A 25,075-nucleotide genomic window follows, 5' to 3' on the forward strand; every position below is an offset into this window, starting at 1 on the left:
ACGAAAAGATCGCGCCGGCCCATGGCGCGAAAAGATCGCAATTGCTAAGGGTTGGAGCATGATGACACTTCGTGCCTCCACCAGCCGCGACGCGACCCGTATCCTCGACATATGGAGCAGGGCTGTCGATGCGACCCATAGCTTCCTGCTTCCGGCAGATCGCGCCGCAATTGGTGAAGAAGTCAGGGCTTTCCTACCGCAGGCGCCGCTGATGCTCGCCGTCGATGATTCGAACCATGCCCTCGGCTTCATGTTTCTGCATGAAGGGCATATGGAGGCGCTTTTCATCGATCCGGACCACCACGGCAAAGGCATCGGCAAGGCTCTGGTGCAGAGCGCGCTCGCGCTTCATCCCGCGCTGACCACCGATGTCAACGAGCAGAACGGCGAAGCGCTGGGCTTTTATCGCCGGCTGGGTTTCGAGCCGACGGGACGCTCCGACCTCGACGGACAGGGGCGACCCTATCCGCTCGTACATCTTCGATTTCGCGCAACGGAAAAATAGACCGCCGGCATCGTCGGGGAGGACAAGGCCACGAACACCATCATCCGTTTCGCAACCGATGATTTTCTGCCCGAGCACCGCTTCGACCAATGGCGGGAGGTGCGCGGCAAAAGCCTGTTCGGCGTGACCATCGAACTGGCACGGGATCTCCGCCACAGCTTCAAGGGTTCGTTTCAGGCGCGGGCGCTGGCCGGCGCGGTCGTAACCGAAATGCATGCCTCCTCTTACCGGGTGAACCGCACGGAAGCCGATATTGCCCGCATTGCCGGCGACAGCCTCTGCATCGGCCTGCAGGTGAGGGGTTCGGGGCTTTTACATGCCGGCCGGGACCGGGTTCACAACGTTAGCGGCGGCGATATCACCATCAACTATTCCGACCTGCCCTACGACGCGATACCGGGCGACGAGGCGGATTTTCACTACAAGATGCTGAAGATTCCCGTGGACTACGAGGTCATGCTCGGCCAGCCGGCCGACGACCTGTTTGCCACACGTTATGCGGAAAATACCGCCGTTTCCCGCCCCTTCCGGGCGCTTTTTGATGCGTTGAACGCCGATCATGGCAGGCTCATCGATCCCGCCCGCGACGTGGCGCATATCGCCCGGCTGGCCATGGCGGTGCGGGGGCGGCTATCGCCCGCCATGCCGGAGGTGCGCGCAGCACTCAGGACAGGGCTTTGTTATGCGGCCCAGGAAATCATGATGCGGAAAAAGGCGCGGCAGGAGCTTTCGCCAGCTGCGGTGGCGAGGGAACTCGGCATTTCGCTGCGGCAATTGCATGTCGTCTTCGAAGGCGCGGAACTGTCTTTTTCCCGCACACTTTCTTCAATGCGGGTCGAGGAGGCGAAGCGATTGCTGCTGGAATTTCCCGCCTTGCCGGTCACGCAGATCGCCTATGGTTGCGGCTTCGACAGCCTCGCCACCTTTTACCGGGTCTTCGCCAGCACCTACGGCATGACACCGCGTGAAGCCCGCCTCTGGAATATATCGCCGGCTTAAAATTTTACCTCTGCGCGCAATGAGAAGACGCGCCATTTCAGCTCCTGTAAGGCCCGTAGACCATCCCATTCCGGAGCGCAGCCCATGACCAATTTTTTCGACTTTGCGATTTCCCAGTTGCCGGTCGCGACAGCCGATCGCCGTGGGCCAGCACCCTGCGAGATAGAGGCGATGCTGCAGAAGGAACCATTCGCAGCCGCATTGCGCCTGCTGGCGGGAAGTTTCATCACCCTCTACGAAGGCTCGCCCGCAATGACCGCGCTTTTTGCGACGCGCCAGAACCGGCTTCTTTGCCACGCGCTTCTGGCGCTCTATTTTCAGAAATGCGGCGCCTGTGAAACCAGAGAGGGAGAGGCCGCCCTGACACGTGAAGATTTCGGCCATCTGGCGCTCCGGCATGGGCTCGCCAGTCATGGTGTGGCTTATGCCTTCTTCAAAGAGGCGCTGAAACGCGGGCTGACACAGCCGGCAGATGCCACCGAAGAGCAAACCGCAGGCGTCGTTCCTTCACCGCCGGCCCTCGCCATGCTCGCCCAATGGTACGACGTGCATTTTCAGGCGCTGGACCTGCTCGATGAGGGCTTCAGGGCATCACGTTTCATCAAGCGGTCGCAGGCCATGCTTCCACATATCCACCCCCGCGTATCACAGGCGTTTCTATCCCATCCGGAAGTACGCTGCCCCGGCCCGCTTTCCATCATCTTCAACTGGTTCGATGCGGGCGGACTGCTGATGGACCGCCTTATCGCCGGCATCGACTGGGAGAGGCCGCCCGAACAGGGCAGACGTCTGACCGACGTGGAAACCGTGACCCAACTGGCCACATCCCTCTCCCTGTCCCGTATCCATGTCGGTCGCAAGCTTGCGGCAGCCGAACTGATCGGCGGCATTGGCTGGACCGGACGGCGTGGCCGCTCCGCATTGTGGATTTCGCAGAGTTTTTACGAGGAATATGCCCGCACACAGGCCCGCAAGCTGCTCATCCTCGATGAAGCCTTCATCGATTTCGTATGAGACAGAAGCGATATTCGGCCTCACAACAAGATTTTCATCAATGGTTATGAAGTATATCCATTGACAAATCACGGGACAGCGGTTTTTCTAAAGATCATGCGTGAAACGTTGCGAGCATCGAAATTGCTGGCCCTGTTGTTTAGACTGGTGATGATCCTATCACTGGCCGGCTACAGCGTTTCCACCGTCAACGCCGCAATGCATGGTTCCGACGCCGGGGGAATGCAGCACGATCAATCCGCCATGATGGATCACGGCAAGATGATGGATCATGGCGGTTCCGCCATGACATCAGACAATCACCATAACCACGACATGGCCGACAATGACAGCGGCGCCAAAAAGCCCGCGAAGCCGCAATGTTGCGGCGATTTCTGTCTCGGCATGGCGGTTCTGATCGGCCACGACACCGCTGGTATGCCCGTTGTCAGCAGCATCCGTTCCTTCCCCGACGACAGCAAGGCACCGGGCCAGAGCCCGCTGCTGCACCGTCCGCCTAATATCTGAACAGGCAAAGCCCGCCTTTGGGCAATGACCGTGCGTGAGCGGCTTTAGCGCCGCCGCGCCGCTGCATCTCCTGTTTGGAAAACACCCATGAACCCGATCCATATTGTGGTCGCGGCACCCCTGCTTCTGGGAGGCTGCACAGCCACATCCATGATGAATGACGCCGCATCCTATAACGACGCGGCAAACCCGACGCTTGGCGTCGCCCCTCCCCGCTACCAGACCCCGGTTTCGGGTTATACCGCCCGCATGCCGGTCGATCCAAAACCCTGGCGTAACCAGAACGATGCGCAGGCTCCGAAAGGAGACGCATCATGACACGACAGGCATTCAAACTCGGAGCAAAACTCGCAGCCGTTCTATCCGTGCCGGTTTTTCTCAGCGGCTGTGTCACAGCCGCGCAATATGCCTCCCGCGATGCCGGTTTCAGCAATGTCTCGGCAAAGACATCAGAGGCGACCGGAAAGCAGACAGTCTGGGTACAGAACCGGGCCGAAGCGCAGGCAACACAGGCCCGTGTCAAGTCGCTGATGGCGGCCAGCAAGACCCTTGATGCCGAGACGGCGGTGCAGGTGGCGCTGCTGAACAACAAGGGCCTGCAGGCGGCCTATGCCGATCTCGGTGAATCGGCCGCAACCGCATGGCAATCGACCATGCTGGTCAACCCAACGGTCGGCATAGGGCTGACGGGGATCGGCACGCCGGGTCTCAGGGCCTACAAGGCGATAGAAGGTGTCATTGCCACCAATATTCTGGCGCTCGCCACCCTCAAAAAGAATGTCGAAATTGCCGATACCGGTTTCCGCAAGGCACAGCTTGGTGCTGCGCTCAACACCCTGCAACTGGCTGCGGATACCCGTCGCGCATGGATCAATGCTGTTGCCGCCTTCGAGAATGTCGGCCAGCTGGCACAGGCACAGACCGCGGCGGATGCAGCCTCGGAACTCGCCAGGAAGCTTGGCGAGTCAGGTGCGCTGAACAAGGAAGGCCAGGCCCGTGAGCAGGTCTTTTATGCCGAGTTGACCGGACAAATCGCCAAGGCGCGTCTGGAAGCCCGTCTTGCCAAGGAGGAACTGACCCGGCTGATGGGACTTTGGGGAGCGGATATAGAATACAGCATCCCCAATCGCCTGCCGCCGCTTCCCAAGGCACTGGCCCAACGCGACATGATCGAGGCCGAAGCCCTGCAACGCCGCGTCGATCTGCAGATGGCCAAGCTCGATCTGGAGGCGACGGCACGGTCATTCAAGCTCACCGAAGCGACCCGATACGTCACCGATCTCGGCCTCCGTTCCGGTTTCGAGACCGAGCGCGAAAGGGATGAAGACGGCATCGAAAAACAGACCACCGGCCGCGCCGAACTGGAATTCGTCATTCCGATCTTCGATTCCGGTCAGGCCCGCATGCGGGAATCCGAACTCGCTTATATGCGCGCCGCCAATCTGCTGGCCGAAAAAGCGGTCAATATCCGCTCGGAAGCTCGCTCCGCCTATCAGGCCTATCGCTCGAACTACGATATCGCCCGGCATTACCGCAACAGCGTTGTGCCGCTGCGCACGAAGATCGAGGAAGAGTCGCTGCTGACCTATAACGGCATGCTCACCAACACTTTCGAGCTGCTGGCCGACAGCCGCGAGAAGGTTAATTCGAACCTGCTCGCCATCGATGCCAAACGCGACTTCTGGCTCGCCGAAGCCGGCCTCGCCCCCGCCATTTATGGCGGTGGCGCAGGCGCGGCTGGCGGAGAGACCGAGGTTGCCGCCGCTTCCGGTGGCGGCGGTGGCGGACATTGAGAAAGGAAAAGACCATGTTCAATAGAAGACAACTTCTGGGCGTCAGCGCCGCGATGGTCTCCTCGGCGGCCTGGGCGAAAACCTCCAACAGCAGCCTGCCCGAAGCGGCGGTGATGGAAACGGCGGCGACGCAGGCGCCGGTGAAGCCCACCACCGGCCCCGATTACAATCCCGTCGTCACCCTCAACGGCTGGACCCTGCCCTTCCAGATGAACAACGGCGTTAAGGAATTCCACCTTGTCGCCGAGCCGGTGGAGCGCGAAATGGCCGAGGGCATGACCGCTCGTCTCTGGGGTTATAACGGCCAGTCTCCCGGCCCGACCATCGAGGCCGTCGAAGGCGACCGGGTGCGTATTTTCGTGACCAACAAGCTGCCGGAACATACGACCATCCACTGGCACGGCATGATCCTGCCTTCAGGCATGGACGGCGTGGGCGGTCTGTCGCAGCCGCATATCCCCGTCGGCAAGACCTTCGTTTACGAGTTCGACCTCGTGAAATCAGGCACCTTCATGTACCATCCGCATTCGGACGAGATGGTGCAGATGGCGATGGGCATGATGGGCTTTTTCGTCATCCATCCGAAGGACCCGGCCTTCATGCCCGTGGACCGCGATTTCGTGTTCCTGCTCAACGCCTTCGATATCAATCCCGGTGCCTCCGTCCCCAAAATCATGACGATGACGGATTTTAATCTGTGGGCATGGAACAGCCGGGTGTTTCCAGGCATCGATCCGCTGGTGGTTTCCAAGGATGACCGGGTGCGCGTGCGGGTTGGCAATCTGACCATGACCAACCACCCGATCCATATGCACGGTTACGATTTCGAAGTGACCTGCACGGATGGCGGCTGGGTGCGGCCGGAAGCGCGCTGGCCGGAGGTCAGCATCGATATCCCCGTCGGTGCCATGCGAGCCTATGAATTCGACGCCAAATATGTCGGCGACTGGGCGATCCATTGCCACAAGTCGCACCATACCATGAATGCCATGGGACATGATGTCCCCACCTTCATCGGCGTCGACAAAAAAACCGTCACCGAAAAGATCCGCAAGGTCCGGCCGGAATATATGCCGATGGGCACCGCCGGCATGGCCGACATGGGCGCGATGGAAATGGAAATCCCTGAAAACACCGTCCCCATGATGACGGGCTGGGGGCCACACGGCCCAATCGAAATGGGCGGCATGTTCTCCGTGGTGAAGGTTCGCGAAGGCATCTCCGCGGGAGATTACACCGATCCCGGCTGGTACGAAAACCCACCCGGCACCCAGGCGTGGGAATGGACCGGCGAGCTGCCGGATACGCAGAAAAACACCGACCCCAAAACGCAGATCACGCCGCAACCGATGAAACACGGCTGAATACGACCCAACGACACCAGAACCCCAACTCCATTAGAACCAAGGAACAATGACATGATCAGACTGAAACTTGCACTGCTTATCGCTGCCCTCGCCACGCCAGCCTTCGCATCAGGCACCCACGGCGGCGGCCATGAAGCAATGGCGATCGGCCAACCCGGCGACAAGGCCAAGGTGACCCAGACCATTCAGGTGACGATGAAAGAAACGCCCGATGGCAAGATGATCTTCACCCCCGGCAAGTTCGAATTCAAGAAGGGCAAAACCGTGCGTTTTGCCGTGAAGAACATCGGCGAGCTGGACCATGAATTCATCCTCGACGAACAGAAGGCCAATCTGGAGCACAAAGCCGCCATGGCGAAGGCTCCGGAGATGGAACATGACAATCCGAACGCCATCAGCCTCGCGCCGGGCGAAAGCGGCGAAATCATCTGGAAATTCACCAATGACGGCATGTTCGAATTCGCCTGCCTGAAACCCGGGCATTACGAAGCCGGCATGCGCGGCGATCTCAAAGTTTCGGCAAAGTAACCCATTCAACAAGGATCACGACCATGAAAACCATCGTTAACATCACCCTCGCCGCAGCACTCCTGCTCACCGCTCCCTTCAGCGCCTTCGCCCAGGAATTCACCAAGGGTACGGTGAAGAAGGTGGATGCTGAGGCCAAGAAGGTTACCATCATCCATGAAGCGCTGAAGAACCTCGACATGCCGGCCATGACGATGGTGTTCCGCATCAAGGACGATGCCCTGCTCGCCAAGCTCAAGGAAGGCGCAAATATCGAGTTCGTCGCCGAACGTGCAGACGGTAAGCTGGTTGTTGCGCAGGTGAAATAGGACCGCGACAATTGTGTCTCGAAGAAACCAGCAAGGGCAGCGGTCTTTCGCTGCCCTTGCTATATTTGGCGTGTTGACCTCGGAAATGTCATTGCTCGGCGAGGCAACTCGCCCCTTCCCTTTTGCGGGTTCCGATTTTAATCCCGCGCCGATTTTCGCGCCGGGCCAAAGACCACGAAACTGAGCCAGGCAAGCAGCCAGACACCGACGCCCGCATAAAGCATGACCAGACCAAAACCATCTGCAAGCGCCTGATGAACGAGCGTTTCCGAAACGCCCCGCGCCGATGCTCGGGCGGTTCCCGCCGCAATCTTTTTCGCAAGCGATTGCAAGGCATTCATATCCGTGCCGTCAGGCAGATTTGCCTGCAGCGAAGCCCGGACGCCCTCCACCAGAATGAAGCCCATGATGGGGATGTTGATGGCAAGCGAGACCATGCGGGCGCTCATGTCGATGCCGGACGCCATGCCGGAGCGGGCGGGGGGAACCGCGCCCGTGGTGGTGTTGGTGACCGGCGTATTGGTCAAGCCAAGCCCGATGCCGGCAAGGATGCAGCCGGGCAGCATGGTGAGCCAGCTGGCATTTTCGATGCCGCTTCCGATCTTCATCAGCATGAAACCCAGGCCGATGGTGAACAATCCGACCGGAATGACGAGGCGCGGCTGATAACGCAACGACAGGCGCTCCGCGAGCGGCGGCACTACCAGCGCCGGCAGCGTATAGGCAAGAAGGCCGAGGCCGGCGGTGACGCTGTCATAACCGAGGCCGGCCTGAAACCAGATCGGCAGATAGATCATGAACGGCCAGAAGCTGATATTCATCGCCGCCGAACCGATGATCGCCCCGGAAAAAGGCCGGATGCGGAACACGGAGAAATCGAACATCGGTCTCGGCGTTAGCTTTTCAGCGATGAAGAAGGCAATGAAGCTCGCAACCGATACCCCGAGGATAAGAAGCGCCATCGGGCTCGCGAAACCGAGCTCGGGTCCCTGCGTGATGAAAAAGGCAAGGCAAAAGACGGCGGCCGAAAGCGTTGCCATGCCGGCAAGATCAAGACGTGCCGCCTCCGGATCACGCGATTCTCCCACGCCGCCCGTGGCGAGTAGCCACGTCACGATGCCGAGCACCACATGAACGAGGAACACCCATTCCCAGCTCCACAGCGCGACGATGGCACCGCCGATGATCGGGCCGAAACCCAGCCCCACGCCGGAGACGATGCCCCACCAGCCGAACGCCATGCCACGCTCCCGGGCCGTGCGGAACTGGTGCGACAGGATGGCGATCTGGCACACCAGCATCGCCCCGCCGCTCAAGCCCTGAAGGAAACGGGCACCGATCAGCACGGAAACATTCTGCGTCATTCCGCAGGCGAGGGAAGAAAGAGCAAAAGCAGCAATACTGGCAATAAAGACGCGTTTGCGGCCGAAGCGGTCGGCCAGCGCCCCCGTCGCCATCAACACCATGGTCACGCCGATCGTATAGGCGTTCATGATCCACTGAAGCTGGCGGAAATCCGCCTGCAACACCTCCTCAAGTGTGGGCAGGATTGCCGGAACACTGGAAATTTCCAGTCCGAACATCAGGGCGGAGAGACAAACGGCAGCGAGCGCCATGGCGCTTCTGCTGCCCGCTTGTTCGGTAACAGCAAGGGTCATTCTTCAGCCTTTCGTGGGTGGAGGCGCACGGGCGACATCCGCTCAATAAACCGAAGGCAAACTAGTCAAGACTTGACCATAACGGAATTGGATGATTGACTATTTCAGAGACAACAAATTGGAATGACCGAGATGAGCACGCTGGATGTGGAAGCCGTCGAGGCCTTCGTCACCATCGCCGATCTGCAGAGCTTCACCCGCGCCGCGGAAACGCTGGGCACCACACAGGGCGCCATCAGCGTCAAGCTCAAACGGCTGGAAGACAGGCTTGGCCAGCGGCTGCTCGAAAGAACACCACGTTCGGTGCGCCTGTCCGCCCAAGGGGCGGTGTTTCTTGCACCCGCACGCGAATTTCTCGCGGCGCATGACCGGGCACTGGCAGGCCTTTCCTCGCCGCGCCGCCGTTTCGGCCTCGGCATTGCCGCACATGTGGCGGGGCCAGAGGTGCCGACGCTTCTCGCGCGGCTCAACGACCACGACCCCGGCCTTACGATTGAGGTGCGGATGGACCATTCCCGCTCCCTGCTCGATGCTTTTGACCGTGGTGAAATCGATGCGGCCATCATCCGGCGCGAGGACGACCGGCGCGATGGTGAGGTGCTCGGACCGGAACATTTTGGCTGGTACGCAACCCCGCAATTCGAACATCGTCAGGGCGAACCGCTCAGGCTGGCGGCACTTTCACCCGCCTGTGGCGTACGCAACATCGCCACCCATGCCCTGGACGCGGCGGCGATGGCCTGGACGGAGGTGTTTCTCGGTGGCACATCGTCGATGGTGACCGCAGCCGTCTCGGCCGGGCTTGCGATTTCCGTCTTTTCCTGCCGTCTTGCGCCGCCCGGTACGGTCGAGGTCAGCCAGCGCTTTGGCCTGCCGCCTCTGCCCTCCAGCGAAATCATCATGTTTTCGACCCTGACCGACAGCAGATCCCGCGAAGCGTTGCGTACACTTGCCGCCGCCTTTCGCGAGCACCGGCCGGGGGTAATTCCGCCTGATATCGGCTAAGCGACGAGCGCGAATTCGTCCGGCTTCAACTTTCCGCTCCGCAGGAGATGTTGCAGGGCATAAGAAACTGAAAGTGCATCATCAAGCGCATCGTGGCCCTGCAAAGGCGGATGCTCTACGCCGTAATAGTCGGCAAGATTGTTGCTGGGCGTTTTCGCCAGATCCTCGACCGGCATCCCCGCCGCAAGCAGGAGCCTGACGGCATTGTCGAAGCGACGGGCAGGCATGGGCGGCTGGATACCCGCGACATAAGTGCTGATCGCCATCATGTTCAACTCGTCCTTGCCCCATGACCAGCATTGGGCACCTTCGGAGAAGCTGTCGAAGCTTGAGAGGGCATCCTGCAGAGGAACGCCTTCCGCCTTGATGATCTCCTCGGTGATACCCGTCAGCCTGGTGAAGAACGGATCGATCGCATATCGCCTGCCATGACGGTCGACCGGAGAGACAAGGACCTTATAGGTCTCCAGAAGCGGAAATCCACCCTCCAGCCCGAGCTTGACGGCACCGATCTGCGCGATGACGGGATCGGGATCATGGGCCGCACACCAGAATCTGCGTTGCGACCCCTCCAGGCAGAGGAACTCGCAGTCGAATATGATTGCCTTTTTCATCGATGGCTCTCCCGCCAAAAAATAGGTCAGCCGGAACCGGAAGTGGCGACCCCATGTCAAATTCAATAGCAGTCCCACATCATCGAGTGTGGCGGGCTTCGTTTCAATTGCAAATTAACGCCCTCTTCTTGTCGACAATTCCCGGCGGAAAATTTAGCATTGGACAAAAATGACACGGCCGATGCCTCTGTCGGCCCATTCGCCGCAGTGGAGTATTCATGTCCCTTCCCCAGAAAATCGGTTTCATCGAAACGGGTGCCATCACCGATGCGATGGTGCGCGGCCTGCTTGCCAAGCCCGCCGCCTTACCGCATGTCATGGTGTCCCAGCGCAGTGTGGATATCTCGGCCAGACTTGCCGCCGATTTTCCGCAGGTGATCATCTCCGGTGACAATCAGATGATCGTCGATGGCTGCGATACCGTCATGCTGGCAATCCGCCCGCAGATCGCCGAAGAGGTCATCCGGCCTCTGCGGTTCCGGGACGGGCAGAAGGTCATCAGCGTCGTGGCTGCAACCAGCCGAGACGCGCTTCTGGACTGGATCGGCGCGGATGTGCGGCTCACCCAAGCGATCCCGCTGCCCTTCGTCGCCCGGCGCAAGGGCGTTACCGCCATTTATCCCGCTGATGCGGATACCGCCGCGATCTTCAACGTGCTCGGTAATGCGGTGGAATGCACAACGAAAGCGGAATACGACCTTCTGGCCGCCGCCAGCGCGCTGATGGCCACCTATTTTGGTCTCATGCAAACGACGACGGAGTGGCTGGCGGAGAACGGCCTGCCGGAAGAAAAGGCGCGGGCCTATGTCACGCCCCTCTTTGCTGGTCTCTCCGACGTGGCCGTGCTGTCAGGCGGAAAGGCTGATTTCACCGAGATGAGCCGCGAATTCGCCACCAAGGGCGGCCTCAACGAGCAGGTCATGCAGGACTTCGACAGAAATGGCGGTTCCAATGCGCTGAAAGAGGCATTGAGCCGGGTGATGGAGCGGATCGCGCAATAACCGGCGGGCTTAAAAAAACGAGAACGAAAAAGGGGCCTTTCGGCCCCTTTCTGTTTTATGCTTTTCCTGGACGATTGATCGTGAGGAAGTGGCGCACGACAGGCTTTTCCAGCCCGGAATGGTAAGCAAGCACCTTGCCCTGCAAATCCGCATCGACATGGGAAACCCGCTTGTGCTGGCGCAGATGCTCAGCCCAGGATTCCACCATGAACCATTCCACGATCTTCTGCGGATCGGCGGAGTCTTCGGTGACGCCCCAGCCATAGGCTCCATCGCGGCGGCGTTCCTGGGAGAGTTCGTCCAAGGCATGCAGGAAGGCCGAACGGTGATGCTTCTCGACAGTATATTCGATCAGGATCAGAACCGGGCCGCGATCATGGGCTACAGGCTCGGCGACGAGTGGCTCGGGCCAATGGTTGGACGGCACCATATCCGCATCACCCGCAGGCAGTTTCAGCCGATGCATGACGAGGCCGGCAATGAAGAGACCGGCTGCACCGATCAGCAGCGTGCCCGGCACACCGGCGGCTTCACCCACGGCACCCCAACCAATGCTGCCCGCCGTCATCGCCCCATTGAAGACAGTGAGATAGACCGCCAGACCACGACCCCGGACCCAGTTCGGCAGGATTGCCTGGGCTGCGCCATTGAGCGTTGTCAGTGCCGTGATCCAGGCGCCGCCGAGGAACAACAGGATGATGATGGCAAGCCATTTCGGCGGTGCGAATGACAGCCCGGCCATGACGAGCGCGGTGATGATGGCGGCACCCAGAAGCAGGCCATCGGCATCGAAACGGGCGCGCAGTTTCGGCATGACCAGCGCACCGCCGATCGCACCGGCCCCGACGGCGCCGAGCAGGATACCGTAGAAACTCGCATCACCACCTAGCAATTGCCGGGCGACCAGAGGCAACAGCGCCCAGACGGCACTGGCGAAAGCAAAGAAGATCGCAGCCCGCAGCAGGACGACATGCAGCGGCCGGCTGGCGCGGGTGTAACGAAGACCTGCCCGGAATGCGCCAAAAAAGTTCTCCTGCAGCGCATCATTGGCGTTCTTGGCTCGCGGCCACCACAGAAGAGCGGCGATGACAACGAAATAGCTGGCGACATCGGCACCGTAGGTGAAGGCCGCACCGAAGGCCGCAAGCAGGATGCCGCCGACAGCGGGGCCGATGGAACGGGCGATGTTGATGCCGAGCGAGTTCAGCGCCACGGCGCTTTTGACATCCTCGCGTTTTACCAGCTCCGGAACGATCGCCTGCCAGGTCGGCCCCATCAGTGCCGCACCGATGCCGCCGAGGAAAGTGAGGCCGATCAGGGCGCTAACGGACAACATGCCGGTATGGGCGAGAACCATGAGGGTGACGCTGACCGAGGCCAACAGCAGCTGGACCGCAATCAGGAATTTGCGGCGATCGAGAATATCGGTCAGCACGCCGGCCGGGATCGCCAGAAGAAAAATCGGCAAGGTTCCGGCCGCCTGGACCAAGGCGACCGCCGCCGGTGATGCCGAAAGATCGGTCATCAACCATGAACTGGCGACATCACGCATGAAGCTGCCGGTATTACCGAGCACCGTCGCGGCCCAGAGGACGGCGAAAACCGGTTGCGCAAGAGGAGCAAAGCTGCTCGCGGAGGATTTTGCGGCACTCATTTGCCTGTTCCTTTCGTGAGATCGATTGCAGCGACGATAACAAAGGCGCCGGCCAGGCCGAGATGTTCGAAGAAGGCGTTGGTGGCCATCATGCGGTCCATGCCGGGCGCCATTTCCCAGAACCGGAGGGCGATGAAGGTCGCAAGAAGCGTGAAGCCCGAAAGCGCCAGAGCACCCGCCCAGCGCAGGACACCCGATACCACCATGGCGGAGGCGGTGAGTTCAAAAATAATGACAAAGACGGCAAATGCCGCCGCTGGCCGCAGGCCAAAATGGTTCATCTCGGCAATCGCGCCGGGGAAATCGAAAATCTTGGTGAGCGGCCCCTCAATATAGGCCGAACAAAGCGCCAGAAGAGCCACGGTGCGTGTAACGGGCGCGGCGACGATTTGAGCAAGAAGCCCGCGAAGGCGAAGGGTCGAAGATGGGTCGGTCATTTTAAGGCTCCTGCGATCTGGCCGTCGATGTGTCCGGCGCTGCGTTCATCTGATGGAGCGATATTGGCGCAAAGGATTGACGCCAACAATTGCATCAATAGTTTCGATATAATTGCATAATCTGCAACATTCTTTTCCAGGCAACGGGCGACGACATGCGTCGCCCGTTGGATTTCCTTGTCGACCAGGCTCAGACCGCCCAGCAGGAGCAGCCCAATGCGCCGAAGAAGCCCTTCAGATCGGCAATCGGCAGTTTCGATGTCCAGGCACCGGCATGGTCGTGACCATGAACACCACAATCACTGGCGCAACCGCAGGAGCTGATGGCGGCGCGTCTCAGCGAGTTCTTTCCGGCACCCTGCGGCTCGCCCCAGGCGGCATAACCGCCGAAGGTGCGGACCGGCGACCAGTCGGGCATGGCAGGCGGAATATTGCTCTCGTCGAGCACCCTGAAGTCGCCTGCACCGTAAACGATCTTGCCACCCACTATGGTCAGTTCCGAGGTGAGGAAGGAGATTTCATCTTCCGCGCAGGAGAAATAATCCTTGTCCGGCACGACGAGATCGGCGAACTGCCCTTTTTCGATGCGGCCCTTCTTGCCTTCTTCGTTCGAGAACCAGGTGACTTTTTCGGTCCACATGCGCAGCGCCGTTTCACGGTCGAGGCAATTGGCGCGCGGATAAAGCTGCATGCCGCCAACGGTCTTGCCGGTCACCATCCAGAACAGCGACACCCACGGATTATAGGAGGCAACGCGCGTTGCATCCGTGCCCGCCGAAACGTTCACGCCCTTTTCCAGCATCCGCGCGATTGGTGGCGTCGCCTCTGCGACGCCCTGGCCATAACGTTCGACGAAATATTCGCCCTGATAGGCCATGCGGTGCTGGGTGGCGATGCCGCCGCCAAGGGCGGCGATGCGGTCGATCGAGCGATCGGAGATGGTTTCGGCATGGTCGAAGAACCAGTTCAAGCCTTCGAGCGGGATATCCCGGTTGACCTTTTCGAAAACATCCAGTGCCCGGGAGATGGTCTCGTCATAGGTGGCGTGCAGACGCCAGGGCCAGCGGTTTTCCGCCAGAATCCGGACGACATCTTCGAGTTCGCCTTCCATCTCCGGTGGCATATCCGGCCGCGGCTGACGGAAGTCCTCGAAATCGGCAGCGGAAAAAACAAGCATTTCACCCGCACCATTGTGCCGGAAATAATCGTTGCCCTGCTTGTATTTGACCGATGACGTCCAGTTGAGGAAATCCTCTTTCTCCTGCTTCGGCTTCTGCGTGAAGAGGTTGTAGGCCAACCGAACCGTCATCTGGTTCTCATCCGACAGTTTCTGGATCACCTCGTAATCGTCAGGATAATTCTGGAAACCGCCACCGGCGTCGATCACGCCGGTCACACCCAGCCGGTTCAGCTCGCGCATGAAGTGGCGGGTGGAATTGACCTGATAGTCGAGCGGCAGTTTCGGTCCCTTGGCGAGCGTCGAATAGAGAATGCCCGCATTCGGCTTGGCGAGCAGCAGGCCGGTGGGATTGCCGTTGGCATCGCGGGTGATCTCGCCGCCGGGCGGGTTCGGCGTATCCTTGGTATAGCCAACGGCGCGCAGGGCTGCACCGTTCAGCAGCGCCCGGTCATAAAGATGCAGAAGGAAGACCGGCGTATCCGGCGCCACCGCATTGATTTCCTCGATGGTCGGCAGACGCTTTTCAACGAATTGATGCTCGGTGAAACCACCGACAACGCGCACCCATTGCGGGGCCGGCGTGATTGCCACCTGGCGCTTCAGCATGTCCATGGCATCGGCAAGCGAGCGAACGCCGTCCCAGCGTAGTTCCATGTTGAAGTTCAGGCCGCCACGAATGACGTGGGTGTGGTTGTCGATCAGGCCGGGCAGCACGCGCTTGCCCTTGAGGTCGATGATCTTCGTTTCCGGCCCGGCAAGGGCCATGACCTCGGCATCGCTTCCCACCTCAAGAAACAGACCATCCTTGATGGCGACTGCCGTTGCATTCGGATTGCCGCGATCAAGTGTCGTGACGCGGCCATTATGAAGGATGGTATCTGGATGCATGGACGAAGCTCCGCTCTTGATGGGATCAGCGGCCTTAGCCGGTGAAAACAGATTCGGAAAGGCGAGGCTGGATGCCGCGCCGAGGAAAGTGCGTCGCGTCGGCATCAGCTTTTCTCCCGGTTGGTCGGCTGCTGTGTCTGCGCGAGATCAGTGGTTTCAGCACCACCCTTGGGCATGTGGCCGAACATGTGCGGCTTGATCTGGTTGAACCACGAAACGGCGGCCGGTTCCCTGTCGATGATCGTCCTTGCGAGGGGGATGATCTGTTCTCCGACCAATATGCCCAGCAGACCGACAAGCGCAATGACGGGCGGCGCAGGCGAACGCACGTTAAGCAGGCTGTAGACGATGCCGACCAGCAGGCCGGCGCCAAGGGACAGAAGATAGACTTTCATGGAAACCTCCTTTGGATGGATAAAGCCGCGCCGGCCGGGATATTAATCCCGCCGGCGTGGCATGGTTGAAAGCTTATTTCGCGGGGTTCGGGCCAATACGCTTGCCGTGTTTGACGCGCTCTGTACCGCCATGGACATGGGTGACGGCATAATCGATGCCCATGCCGTAGGCGCCGGAATGTTCCTTCACCAGCGAGGTGACTGCGTCATAGGTTTCCTTGCGGGCCCAGTCGCGCTGCCATTCCAGCAGCACCTGCTGCCAGGTGACGGGAATGATGCCCGCCTGCACCATGCGATCCATGGCATATTTATGCGCATCGAGAGAGGTGCCGCCAGACGCATCGGCCACCATGTAGATCTCGTAATCAGCGACATCATGCAACGCCGAGAGTGCGAAGGTGGTGTTGCACACTTCAGTCCAGAGACCGGAGACGACGATCTTCTTGCGACCGTTAGCGGCATTTTTCGCCAGAGCGTCGCGGACATTCTGGTCATCCCAGGAATTCATCGAGGTCCGTTCGAGAATATCGTTTTCCGGGAAGACCGCGAGCAGTTCCGGGAAGGTATTGCCGGAGAAGCTTTCCGTTTCGACCGTGGTGATGGTCGTCGGGATGTTGAAGATCTTTGCCGCCTTGGCGAGGCCGACGACATTGTTCTTCAGGGTCTGGCGGTCGATCGACTGTACACCGAAAGCCATCTGTGGCTGCTGGTCGATGAAGATCAACTGGCTGTTGGCGGGGGTAAGGACTTCAAGCTTCGACATGGTGGTTCTCCGTTCAGGTGGTGATTGCCGGTCTACGGCGGTGAAATTGACAAGGCTTCGCCGGCCGGCTGCCCGTCAGGGGCAGCCGTCTTAAGAAGGCGGAATGGTATGGTCAGTCGATACGGATCAGCGATCCGCCTATGCGGCGAGCGACACCAGGTTCGCTTCGATCTGGTTGCGGAAAGGCTCGTAGCGGCTGGGCAGCTTCAGCGCTTCGCCAAGATGAGCCGTATCCTCGTCGCGGTCGAAACCGGGTTCGTTGGTTGCGATCTCGAACAGGATCCCGCCCGGGGTCCGGAAATAGATCGCCCAGAAATAATCGCGATCGATGACGGGGGTGACCTGATAGCCAGTATCCATCAGGGCCTTGCGCACTTCCAGCTGCTTTTCGCGGTTTTCGACCGCAAAGGCGATATGGTGGACCGAACCTGCTCCCTGGCGGGCAAAGGGCGTATTCGGCAGGGTCGCAAGATCGATCGTATCGGCCCCATTGCCGCCGGGAATGATGTAACGCGTCACATGACCCTCGGCATCGGCCCGCTCATATCCCATGAAGCGAAGAAGTTCTTCAGTCGCAGCCGTGTCATTGAGATTGAAGCGTGCACCGGAGAAACCGCGGATGGCGTTCTCTTCGGAAATGCCCTCGGCCTGCCAGGCGGCGCGTGCGTCATCTGCCGTCTCGATCAGCGCCAGCCCATCGCCATCGGGGCCGACGAAGCGCAGGCGATTGGCACCGAAGACCGTATCGGCCTGAACGCCGGCGACACCCTTTGCAATCAGCCGGTCTTTCCAGAAACCCATGGCACCCTTCGGAATGGAGAACTGGGTCTCGCCCACCTCGCCCACACCGGGGCGGCCCGCCATCATGTGGTCGAAAGGAAAATAGGTCATGACCGTGCCGGGCGTTCCCGTTTCGTCACCATAATACAGATGATAAACACTGGGTTCGTCGAAGTTGACGGTCTTCTTCACCCGGCGCAGGCCGAGCGTATCGGTGAAAAAGCTGTTGTTCTGCCGCGCATCCGACGCCATCGAGGTAACGTGGTGCAGGCCCTTGATATCCTTGATCATCATCGGCGCCTTTCGTGGTCGCTATGTTTGTTTCGATGGACAAAGATGTATCCCGCTTGATCACATCGTGGAATTGCAATATTCCTCTCGAATGAATTGCGATTTTTGAAATAATGCGATGAACGATCACAAAGCTCTCAAAATCTTCCTGATGGCGGCCGAGAAGCGTAATTTCGCGCAGGTCGCCCGCGAACTCGGCATGACGGCCGCCGGCGTCACGCGCGCCATTGCCGCGCTCGAATGTGACCTCGGTGTGCAATTATTCGTCCGCACCACACGGCAGGTATCCCTGACCACTGATGGCGCCGTCTTCGCCGCGCAGATACAGCCCGCAGTCGAGGCGCTGGAGAATGCCCGGCGCGATGTCCGCAACGCCCACAAGGCCGATGAGGGGCGGCTCAGGATCAGCGCGCCGACATGGCTCGGCAAGACGGTACTGCCGCCGATCCTGTCGGGTTTCCGGGAATTGTATCCGAAAATGTGCTTCGAGATTTCCCTGTCGGACGGCATGGTCAATATTGTCGATGACGACTACGATCTGGCGATCCGCATTTCGGCGGCCCCGTCAGACAAATTCACCATCTGGCGCAAGATCAGGGCCGTGCCGAGAATCCTGGTGGCGGCACCGGGCAGCCGGTTCACGCAGATGAAACATCCAAGCGACCTTACCCCTGACGATTGCCTTGCCTATAGCGGTGAAAGCCGGCGGGAAAACTGGATCCTCTCGGATGGCGGATCGAGCATCACCATAACTGCCGGTCGCGCCTTCAGTGCCAATAGTGGCGAGGTTCTGGCCGATATGGCAGCCGATGGCGCAGGCGTAGCCATGCTGCCCGGATTCAATATAGCCGAACATATCCGCAGTGGCCGACTTGTCCATGTTCTGCCGGGCTGGGCCCCACCGGAACTCTGGCTGACGCTCTATTATCCGCCCTATCAGACCCTGCCGCCCCGCATCGCCACCTTCTCGAAATTCTTCGAGGAACAGCTGGCGTCCCATATGGTGACGCTGGACTAAAGCCGGCACATTACACCATGACGAAGCGCGGAAGAGCGACGGTTACAAAAGCGATCCGGCTCCAATAGCCGGAAGGCTCTTTCTACGCCCGTTTGCAGAATGACGTCATCAGAGCATGGCTGAATCAGCCCATTGTTCGCATCTGCCGGGCTAAAGCATTGTCATGGCCCGAAAACAGCTTCCGATTTTAAAAATCCAGATATACAGCGCAGAGAATGAAGAAAAAAACGAATTTTCAACCGCAACTGGCAAGCGTTACATAAGCTCATCGCCGCCTATAAAGCATCATCTTTCAATTTATAGCGAGACCGGCAGTCAGAACCCGATACCCCCGCCCTCCTGAAGTCATGCTACTTATACGATAGCGAACGCATCTGGCGTCAGGCAGTGGAAAATGGCCAAACCGACATTTGTCCGCTCTATTTTATACTTCACTAGAATCTAAAATATGCATATCCCAAGAATAGATGGCGCCACCTCAAATATTAACTCGGCTTTAAATGTTCGCCTGATATGACACGCACGTCGCGAGCTTCGTAAGCGGCAAGAAATTATTAGCGGCATTCGCACAAGCTAGCGTGGAAAATCCGGGTCCGATCTCCGGCTCGAATTGCATGAAGCGTTTCCAGCGCAGGTTCACATGAGCCATGTTCTCCACAATTTCGCTTTATTTGCGGATGCCGGATCGCTGTCATCATGGGCAGTGTCTGGCGGCAGATAGGCGTGACCATTCACCATTCGGTAAAGGACACGTTCATGACTTCGATCCTCTCCTCATTGTCTGCGGTGCAGATTTCCAAACTTTCCACGTCCACGATCGCCAGCCTGACGTCGGAAGACGTGAACGCTCTTGATAGCACCAAGATCAAGGCTCTCTCTTCCTCCCAGATCGCCTCTTTGAGCACGGATAACCTTGCTCTTTTCAGCTCCGAAGACCTCCGCGCCATTTCGGTAACCGCTGTCAAGGGCCTGACACTCACCCAGATGGCAAAACTGAGCTCCGCCCAAGTCAGCAGCCTTTCTTCGTCTCAGGTCACGGCACTTTATGCCAGCCAGCTTGACGCCATGTCGACCGACCAGATCAAGGCGCTCAGCGCGTCTCAGGTCGCAGGCCTCAGCTCCGCTCAGGTTGCGACGCTCAGCAGCGACGAACTGGCTCTCTTCTCCACAGACGAGATCAAGTCGATCAGCGCCAATGCCATCGCGGGTCTTTCCACGGCAGCTATCGCTGCTCTCAGCACCGACAACGCAGCCGCGCTGACAAAGACACAGATTTCCGCCTTGTCTTCCACGCAGTTCAATGCGCTGACCTCCGGCAGCCTTGCAACCTTCTCGGCAGACGAAGTCAAGGCGATCAGCACCAAGATCCTCGCTGGTCTCGATGTCACCAAGCTCAGCACCGGCAATGTCGCCGCGCTCAGCAAGGCACAGGTTTCGGCGCTTTCGACGGCGCAGTTTGCAGCCCTGTCGACCGATCAGATCAAGGCACTCACCTCCGAGCAGGTTTCAGGCCTCAGCTCCGCTCAGGTCGCAACGTTGAGCAGCGATGAACTGGCCCTGTTCTCCACAGACGAGGTCAAGGCCATCGCCGCGAACGCCGTCGCCGGCCTTTCCTCCGCCGCCCTGGCTGCCCTCACCACCGACAATGCTGCGGCACTGACGAAGACCCAAATTGCTGGTCTGTCTTCCACACAGCTGAATGCTTTGACATCCGCCAACCTTGCCACCTTCACGGCAGACGAAGTCAAGGCCATCAGCACCAAGGCGCTGGCCGGCCTCGATGTCACCAAGCTCAGCACCGGAAACATCGCCGCTCTCAGCAGAACCCAGGCCGCATCGCTGTCTTCGGCACAGTTTGCAGCCATGTCGACCGATCAGATCAAGGCTCTGACCTCTGATCAGGTAGCAGGTCTCAGCTCCGCTCAGGTTGCAACACTCAGCAGCGACGAACTGGCTCTCTTCTCCACCGACGAGATCGGCGCCTTCAGCGCCAATGCTGTCGCTGGCCTTTCTACAGCCGCTCTGGCAGCACTTACCACCGCCAATGCAACCGCGCTGACGAAGACGCAGATTGCGGGCCTGTCGTCAACGCAGCTCAACGCCTTCAACTCCGCTAACCTCGCCACCTTCACGGCAGACGAAGTCAAGGCCATCAGCACCAAGGCGCTGGCCGGCCTCGATGTCACCAAGCTCAGCACCGGCAACATCGCCGCCCTCAGCAAGGCACAGGTTTCGGCGCTCTCCACGGCTCAGTTTACGGCCCTGTCGACCGATCAGATCAAGGCCCTCACCTCCGAGCAGGTTTCCGGCCTCAACTCTGCCCAGGTTGCGACGCTCAGCAGCGACGAGCTGGCCCTGTTCTCCACCGATGAGATCAAGGCCATTGGTGCGAACGCCGTTGCCGGACTTTCGTCCGCCGCCCTGGCTGCCCTCACCACCGACAATGCATCCGCTCTGACAAAGACCCAGATTGCCGGTCTGTCTTCGACACAGCTGAATGCCTTCAACTCCGCGAACCTCGCTACCTTCACGGCAGACGAGATCAAGGCGATCACCACCAAGGCTCTCGCTGGCCTCGATGTCACCAAGCTCAGCACCGGCAACATTGCCGCGCTGACCAAAGCACAGGTTACATCGCTTTCCTCGACGCAGTTTGCAGCCCTGTCGACTGACCAGATCAAGGCCCTCACCTCCGAGCAGGTTTCCGGCCTCAACTCTGCTCAGGTTGCAACATTGAGCAGCGACGAACTGGCTCTCTTCTCCACCGACGAGATCAAGTCCATCGCCGCCAATGCCGTTGCCGGTCTGTCTACTGCGGCTCTGGCTGCCCTGACCACGGACAATGCATCCGCACTGACGAAGACCCAGATTGCCGGCCTCTCTTCGACACAGCTGAATGCCTTCAACTCCGCGAACCTCGCTACCTTCACGGCAGACGAGATCAAGGCCATCAGCACCAAGGCGCTGGCCGGCCTCGACGTCACCAAGCTCAGCACCGGCAACATTGCCGCCCTCAGCAGAGCCCAGGCGGCATCGCTCTCGACGGCACAGTTTGCAGCCATGTCGACCGACCAGATCAAGGCTTTGACCTCCGATCACGTCGCCGGCCTCACCTCCGCCCAGGTTGCGACGCTCAGCAGCGATGAACTGGCTCTCTTCTCCACGGATGAGATCAAGGCCATCGGCGCCAATGCCGTCTCAGGTCTGTCTACTGCGGCTCTTGCGGCGCTTACCACCGACAACGCAGCAGCACTGACGAAGACCCAGATTGCCGGCCTGTCGTCGACGCAGCTCAACGCCTTCAACTCCGCAAACCTCGCCACCTTCACGGCGGAAGAGGTCAAGGCAATCACCGCCAAGGCTCTCGGCGGTCTCGATGCCACCAAGCTCAGCACCGGCAACATCGCCGCGCTCAGCAAGGCACAGGCCGCAGCGCTGTCCACGACGCAGTTCGCAGCACTCTCGACCGACCAGATCAAGGCCCTCACATCCGAGCAGGTCGCAGGTCTGAACTCTGCGCAGGTCGGAACGCTCGACAGCACCGAACTGGCCCTGTTCTCGACCGATGAGATCAAGGCCATTGGCGCCAACGCCATTGCCGGTCTTTCCACGGCGGCCATTGGCGGTCTCAGCAGCGCGCAGGCTGGAGCACTTTCGGCTCAGCAGCTGAAGGTCATGAACGACGCCCAGGTCGAAGCGGTCATCAAAGCCTACAAGACCGTATAAGACTTAAGAGACAAGACAATCCACGACGCGGCCCAAAGCCGCGTCGTGGTCATTTTGGGCTCTTCATTGCGAATGGTTCGGAAGGCTCTTCAGTATCTGTCCGAGCAAATGTCCATCGCCACCAGGCCGTCAGCATGGCCAATCTTTTCGGCGGGACACACAACAGTATTCTCACGACGAACCCGTGATGTATATCCTCGGCATGGGCGATAAATATATCGCGCATTCTTTCCGGTACTTGGCAGAAAAATACATCGGCAGTGTTTGTCGGATCAATCCTTTCGTCACCGGGACGAACGACAGGATGAAACACTCTCATCCGCAGAACATGTGAGCAATATGTCGCTCGGCATGACTGTACCAGTGCCTCCAGGACAGCCGTTTAACTTCACCTCTCCGGACCAGCTACCGATCCGGGCAAGCAATCCGGCCTTCAACACATCCAGCCACAGGCAAGTTATCTGCGATAGCTAAAGATGGCCCATCAACAGGCTGTTTTATCTTCGACCCTTTGTCGCCTTGCCGCAGGATGTCATGACCGCCAACCACGCCTCTCCTTCAAACGACGCCGCCGCTCCCAGCGCCCTCGATCTCGCGCGGAACCAACGGTTGAGCCTCATGGATCTGTTGAGCGTATCAGAGGCGCTTAATGCCGCCGGCCAGCAGGCCGCTGCTGCGGAGCTTTACAAGACCTGGGTCGCATTCAACGACAATAACCCGACGATCCATCTCGCCTATTTCAACTATGCCGTCATGCTGAACCAACTGGGCGACCGCGCAGGCGCCGTACAGGCGTTCCGCGCCTGCCTGAAGGCCAATCCGGAATTTGCCCCCGGCCACATCAATCTCGGGCGCGCGCTTGAAGATGCCGGGCTGATCGGCCACGCGGTGGAGCAATGGTCGCATTATGCCGAGGCGACGAAAAATGTCGACGCCGAGACGATCGGCCATCGGCATATGACCCTGCAGAACATGGGCCGTGTTCTCGAAGGGGCAGGCAAGCTTGAGGAGGCCGAGACCGCTTTGCTGCAGGCATTCGAACTGCGACCGGAACTGCCGGAAGCCGGCCAGCACTGGGCATCCCTGCGGCAGCGCCAGTGCAAATGGCCCGTCCTCGCTCCTTCGAGCCACATTCCCGCGCGCAAGATGCTCGACGCGATGTCGTCGCTGACGCTCAGCTGTTACGCCGACGACCCGATATTCCAGCTGGCCAAGGCTTACCGCCTCAGCAAAACGCTGATCGGCGCGCGTCCGGACCTCAGCCGTTTTCCGCGCAGGTCGCCGAAACGGAAATCCGGCACCGGGCAGCGTCTGCGCGTCGGCTACCTCTCATCGGATCTTCGCGATCATGCCGTCGGCTTCGCCCTCTGCGAAGTTCTGGAACTGCATGACAAGGACAGCCTTGAGGTCTTCGCCTATTATTGCGGCAATGTCCGCGGCACTGACAGCACGCAGGCGCGCATCAAGGCCGCGGTCCATTGCTGGCGGGATATTCACGGTGTGGATGATGCCACCGCCGCCGCACAGATCATCGCCGACGAGATCGACATATTGATCGACGTGAATGGCTACACCAAGGACGCCCGCGCGAAAATCTTCGCCCATCGTCCTGCACCTGTCATCGTCAGCTTCTGCGGTTACCCCGGATCGATGGGCAGCCCGTTCCATCAATATCTGATCTCTGACGGCTACATGATCCCGCCGGAGAACGAAATCTATTATTCCGAGAAGGTGCTGCGCATCGCCTGCGACCAGCCGCTGGACCGCAAGCGGCCCATCGCCGCCCGGCCAAGCCGGGCCGAAGTCGGACTGCCGGAGGATGCCTTCGTTTATGCCAGTTTCAACGGCATGCAGAAGATCACCGAAAACTGCTTCGCGCGATGGATGACGATCCTGTCGGAGACGCCCGGCAGCCTGCTATGGCTGCTGACGGGGGATGACGACGTCAATCAACGCCTGCGAGACCTTGCGGAAAAGAGCGGCGTTGCGTCCGAGCGGCTCGTCTTCGCGCCGAAGGCCCAGAACCCGCAGCATATCGCCCGCATCGGTCTTGCCGATCTGTTTCTCGACACATTCCCCTATGGCGCACATTCCACGGCATCGGATGCGATAACCTCAGGCCTGCCCGTCCTTACCATGTCCGGCAAAACCTTTGCCGCACGCTTCTGCGGCAGCATCGTCACCGCGGCGGGCGTGCCGGAAATGATCTGCTCTTCACCGGACGATTATGTCGCCCGCGCCATCGGTTTCGAACGAGACCGCCAAAGCCTTCTCGAGGTCAGGGAATCGATCGCCCGGCAGCGCGAGACAAGCGTCCTGCGGGATATCCCTGCGCTCGCACGGCGTCTGGAAGAACTCTTCTGGCAAATGCAGGGCGAATGCGAGCGCGGCGAGACACCGGTGCCCGATCTCAGCAATCTCGATATTTATTATGAAGCGGGCGCGGAAGCGCTGCTGGAAAACATCGAGTTCGAGGACGAACAGAGCTACCGCGAGCGCTACCTGAAGAAGCTACGGCAATGGCACGATTATGCGCCGATCCCCTATGACCGCCGCCTCTGGCAGAAACCGGACAATTGAGCGCGGGATCGAACGGCACGGGCCAGGACAAGCGCCATGCGGCGCATCCCGGCAAATCTTGACC

The 25,075-nt window shown here is 59.7% G+C and carries 22 protein-coding genes; 14 read left to right on the forward strand and 8 right to left on the reverse strand.

The annotated features are described in order from the left end of the window. The first annotated feature begins 58 nt into the window (after positions 1-58). The 9 genes from O8B93_RS19655 (at position 59) to O8B93_RS19695 (ending at position 7,021) form a co-directional block, all read left to right on the forward strand. Positions 59-505, forward strand: coding sequence for an acetyltransferase (locus O8B93_RS19655; protein WP_269711583.1), 447 nt, complete (start codon positions 59-61; stop codon positions 503-505). A gap of 99 nt (positions 506-604) precedes the next feature. Beyond that, positions 605-1,504, forward strand: a complete 900-nt coding sequence (locus O8B93_RS19660) for a helix-turn-helix transcriptional regulator (RefSeq protein WP_269711584.1) — start codon at positions 605-607, stop codon at positions 1,502-1,504. Positions 1,505-1,588: 84 nt separating this feature from the next. Continuing rightward, positions 1,589-2,518, forward strand: a complete 930-nt coding sequence (locus tag O8B93_RS19665) for a hypothetical protein (RefSeq protein WP_269711585.1) — start codon at positions 1,589-1,591, stop codon at positions 2,516-2,518. 96 nt (positions 2,519-2,614) lie between these two features. Then, positions 2,615-3,025, forward strand: a complete 411-nt coding sequence (locus O8B93_RS19670; RefSeq protein ID WP_269711586.1) for a hypothetical protein — start codon at positions 2,615-2,617, stop codon at positions 3,023-3,025. Between the two features lie 87 nt (positions 3,026-3,112). Beyond that, positions 3,113-3,343, forward strand: coding sequence for a hypothetical protein (locus O8B93_RS19675; protein WP_269711587.1), 231 nt, complete (start codon positions 3,113-3,115; stop codon positions 3,341-3,343). After that, positions 3,340-4,818: a TolC family protein gene (locus O8B93_RS19680; protein WP_269711588.1), complete on the forward strand. Its 1,479-nt coding sequence runs from the start codon at positions 3,340-3,342 to the stop codon at positions 4,816-4,818. Before O8B93_RS19675 ends, O8B93_RS19680 begins: the two co-directional genes overlap by 4 nt. A gap of 14 nt (positions 4,819-4,832) precedes the next feature. Then, positions 4,833-6,182 carry a multicopper oxidase family protein gene (locus O8B93_RS19685; RefSeq protein WP_269711589.1) on the forward strand — a complete coding sequence of 450 codons (1,350 nt, stop codon included), beginning with the start codon at positions 4,833-4,835 and terminating at the stop codon, positions 6,180-6,182. 54 nt (positions 6,183-6,236) lie between these two features. Beyond that, on the forward strand, positions 6,237-6,713 hold the full coding sequence (locus O8B93_RS19690) for a cupredoxin domain-containing protein (RefSeq protein ID WP_269711590.1): 477 nt from the start codon (positions 6,237-6,239) through the stop codon (positions 6,711-6,713). Between the two features lie 23 nt (positions 6,714-6,736). Beyond that, on the forward strand, positions 6,737-7,021 hold the full coding sequence (locus O8B93_RS19695; protein WP_269711591.1) for a copper-binding protein: 285 nt from the start codon (positions 6,737-6,739) through the stop codon (positions 7,019-7,021). 137 nt (positions 7,022-7,158) lie between these two features. On the opposite strand, the gene O8B93_RS19700 is transcribed toward O8B93_RS19695, so the two are convergent. Further along, positions 7,159-8,679 (reverse strand): MFS transporter, encoded by a 1,521-nt coding sequence (locus O8B93_RS19700; RefSeq protein ID WP_269711592.1) that lies wholly within the window; start codon positions 8,677-8,679, stop codon positions 7,159-7,161. A 132-nt stretch (positions 8,680-8,811) separates the two neighbouring features. Between O8B93_RS19700 and O8B93_RS19705 the strand changes: the two genes are divergently transcribed. Beyond that, positions 8,812-9,684 (forward strand): LysR family transcriptional regulator, encoded by an 873-nt coding sequence (locus O8B93_RS19705; protein ID WP_269711593.1) that lies wholly within the window; start codon positions 8,812-8,814, stop codon positions 9,682-9,684. Here O8B93_RS19705 and O8B93_RS19710 read toward each other — a convergent pair. Beyond that, a complete protein-coding gene (locus O8B93_RS19710) occupies positions 9,681-10,298 on the reverse strand; it encodes a 3'-5' exonuclease (RefSeq protein WP_269711594.1) in 618 nt (205 codons plus the stop codon). The genes O8B93_RS19705 and O8B93_RS19710 overlap by 4 nt on opposite strands. Before the next feature lie 218 nt (positions 10,299-10,516). Between O8B93_RS19710 and O8B93_RS19715 the strand changes: the two genes are divergently transcribed. After that, positions 10,517-11,299, forward strand: a complete 783-nt coding sequence (locus O8B93_RS19715) for a pyrroline-5-carboxylate reductase (RefSeq protein WP_269711595.1) — start codon at positions 10,517-10,519, stop codon at positions 11,297-11,299. A gap of 55 nt (positions 11,300-11,354) precedes the next feature. Here O8B93_RS19715 and O8B93_RS19720 read toward each other — a convergent pair whose 3' ends face one another. The 6 genes from O8B93_RS19720 to O8B93_RS19745 form a co-directional block, all read right to left on the reverse strand. Continuing rightward, positions 11,355-12,953 (reverse strand): MFS transporter, encoded by a 1,599-nt coding sequence (locus tag O8B93_RS19720; protein WP_269711596.1) that lies wholly within the window; start codon positions 12,951-12,953, stop codon positions 11,355-11,357. Continuing rightward, positions 12,950-13,390: a DoxX family protein gene (locus tag O8B93_RS19725; protein ID WP_269711597.1), complete on the reverse strand. Its 441-nt coding sequence runs from the start codon at positions 13,388-13,390 to the stop codon at positions 12,950-12,952. The genes O8B93_RS19720 and O8B93_RS19725 overlap by 4 nt, the downstream gene beginning before the upstream one ends. A gap of 190 nt (positions 13,391-13,580) precedes the next feature. Further along, the gene (locus O8B93_RS19730; protein WP_269711598.1) at positions 13,581-15,563 is read right to left on the reverse strand and encodes an amidohydrolase; all 1,983 of its coding nucleotides are present in this window, start codon (positions 15,561-15,563) and stop codon (positions 13,581-13,583) included. Continuing rightward, positions 15,563-15,853 (reverse strand): XapX domain-containing protein, encoded by a 291-nt coding sequence (locus tag O8B93_RS19735; protein ID WP_269711599.1) that lies wholly within the window; start codon positions 15,851-15,853, stop codon positions 15,563-15,565. The genes O8B93_RS19730 and O8B93_RS19735 overlap by 1 nt, the downstream gene beginning before the upstream one ends. A 73-nt stretch (positions 15,854-15,926) precedes the next feature. Beyond that, positions 15,927-16,616: a hydrolase gene (locus O8B93_RS19740; protein ID WP_269711600.1), complete on the reverse strand. Its 690-nt coding sequence runs from the start codon at positions 16,614-16,616 to the stop codon at positions 15,927-15,929. A gap of 138 nt (positions 16,617-16,754) precedes the next feature. Continuing rightward, positions 16,755-17,687, reverse strand: a complete 933-nt coding sequence (locus O8B93_RS19745) for a VOC family protein (RefSeq protein ID WP_269711689.1) — start codon at positions 17,685-17,687, stop codon at positions 16,755-16,757. A gap of 118 nt (positions 17,688-17,805) precedes the next feature. On the opposite strand from O8B93_RS19745, the gene O8B93_RS19750 reads away from it, so the two are divergent. The 3 genes from O8B93_RS19750 (at position 17,806) to O8B93_RS19760 (ending at position 25,011) form a co-directional block, all read left to right on the forward strand. After that, positions 17,806-18,705, forward strand: coding sequence for a LysR family transcriptional regulator (locus O8B93_RS19750; protein WP_269711601.1), 900 nt, complete (start codon positions 17,806-17,808; stop codon positions 18,703-18,705). Positions 18,706-19,461: 756 nt separating this feature from the next. Then, a complete protein-coding gene (locus O8B93_RS19755) occupies positions 19,462-22,431 on the forward strand; it encodes an ice nucleation-like protein (protein ID WP_269711602.1) in 2,970 nt (989 codons plus the stop codon). Between the two features lie 534 nt (positions 22,432-22,965). After that, positions 22,966-25,011, forward strand: a complete 2,046-nt coding sequence (locus O8B93_RS19760; RefSeq protein WP_269711603.1) for an O-linked N-acetylglucosamine transferase, SPINDLY family protein — start codon at positions 22,966-22,968, stop codon at positions 25,009-25,011. Positions 25,012-25,075: the final 64 nt, after the last annotated feature.

The organism is Martinezella rhizogenes, from assembly GCF_027460065.1.
Classification (GTDB): domain Bacteria; phylum Pseudomonadota; class Alphaproteobacteria; order Rhizobiales; family Rhizobiaceae; genus Agrobacterium; species Agrobacterium rhizogenes_C.

What these genes read in the sequence shown, in the direction of transcription:
- O8B93_RS19655 (WP_269711583.1), top strand. Translation starts at nt 59, where the DNA reads ATGATGACACTTCGTGCCTCCACCAGCCGCGACGCGACCCGTATCCTC.
- O8B93_RS19665 (WP_269711585.1), top strand. Translation starts at nt 1,589, where the DNA reads ATGACCAATTTTTTCGACTTTGCGATTTCCCAGTTGCCGGTCGCGACA.
- O8B93_RS19670 (WP_269711586.1), top strand. Translation starts at nt 2,615, where the DNA reads ATGCGTGAAACGTTGCGAGCATCGAAATTGCTGGCCCTGTTGTTTAGA.
- O8B93_RS19675 (WP_269711587.1), top strand. Translation starts at nt 3,113, where the DNA reads ATGAACCCGATCCATATTGTGGTCGCGGCACCCCTGCTTCTGGGAGGC.
- O8B93_RS19680 (WP_269711588.1), top strand. Translation starts at nt 3,340, where the DNA reads ATGACACGACAGGCATTCAAACTCGGAGCAAAACTCGCAGCCGTTCTA.
- O8B93_RS19685 (WP_269711589.1), top strand. Translation starts at nt 4,833, where the DNA reads ATGTTCAATAGAAGACAACTTCTGGGCGTCAGCGCCGCGATGGTCTCC.
- O8B93_RS19690 (WP_269711590.1), top strand. Translation starts at nt 6,237, where the DNA reads ATGATCAGACTGAAACTTGCACTGCTTATCGCTGCCCTCGCCACGCCA.
- O8B93_RS19695 (WP_269711591.1), top strand. Translation starts at nt 6,737, where the DNA reads ATGAAAACCATCGTTAACATCACCCTCGCCGCAGCACTCCTGCTCACC.
- O8B93_RS19700 (WP_269711592.1), bottom strand. Translation starts at nt 8,679, where the DNA reads ATGACCCTTGCTGTTACCGAACAAGCGGGCAGCAGAAGCGCCATGGCG.
- O8B93_RS19705 (WP_269711593.1), top strand. Translation starts at nt 8,812, where the DNA reads ATGAGCACGCTGGATGTGGAAGCCGTCGAGGCCTTCGTCACCATCGCC.
- O8B93_RS19710 (WP_269711594.1), bottom strand. Translation starts at nt 10,298, where the DNA reads ATGAAAAAGGCAATCATATTCGACTGCGAGTTCCTCTGCCTGGAGGGG.
- O8B93_RS19715 (WP_269711595.1), top strand. Translation starts at nt 10,517, where the DNA reads ATGTCCCTTCCCCAGAAAATCGGTTTCATCGAAACGGGTGCCATCACC.
- O8B93_RS19720 (WP_269711596.1), bottom strand. Translation starts at nt 12,953, where the DNA reads ATGAGTGCCGCAAAATCCTCCGCGAGCAGCTTTGCTCCTCTTGCGCAA.
- O8B93_RS19725 (WP_269711597.1), bottom strand. Translation starts at nt 13,390, where the DNA reads ATGACCGACCCATCTTCGACCCTTCGCCTTCGCGGGCTTCTTGCTCAA.
- O8B93_RS19730 (WP_269711598.1), bottom strand. Translation starts at nt 15,563, where the DNA reads ATGCCGACGCGACGCACTTTCCTCGGCGCGGCATCCAGCCTCGCCTTT.
- O8B93_RS19735 (WP_269711599.1), bottom strand. Translation starts at nt 15,853, where the DNA reads ATGAAAGTCTATCTTCTGTCCCTTGGCGCCGGCCTGCTGGTCGGCATC.
- O8B93_RS19740 (WP_269711600.1), bottom strand. Translation starts at nt 16,616, where the DNA reads ATGTCGAAGCTTGAAGTCCTTACCCCCGCCAACAGCCAGTTGATCTTC.
- O8B93_RS19745 (WP_269711689.1), bottom strand. Translation starts at nt 17,687, where the DNA reads ATGATCAAGGATATCAAGGGCCTGCACCACGTTACCTCGATGGCGTCG.
- O8B93_RS19750 (WP_269711601.1), top strand. Translation starts at nt 17,806, where the DNA reads ATGAACGATCACAAAGCTCTCAAAATCTTCCTGATGGCGGCCGAGAAG.
- O8B93_RS19755 (WP_269711602.1), top strand. Translation starts at nt 19,462, where the DNA reads ATGACTTCGATCCTCTCCTCATTGTCTGCGGTGCAGATTTCCAAACTT.
- O8B93_RS19760 (WP_269711603.1), top strand. Translation starts at nt 22,966, where the DNA reads ATGACCGCCAACCACGCCTCTCCTTCAAACGACGCCGCCGCTCCCAGC.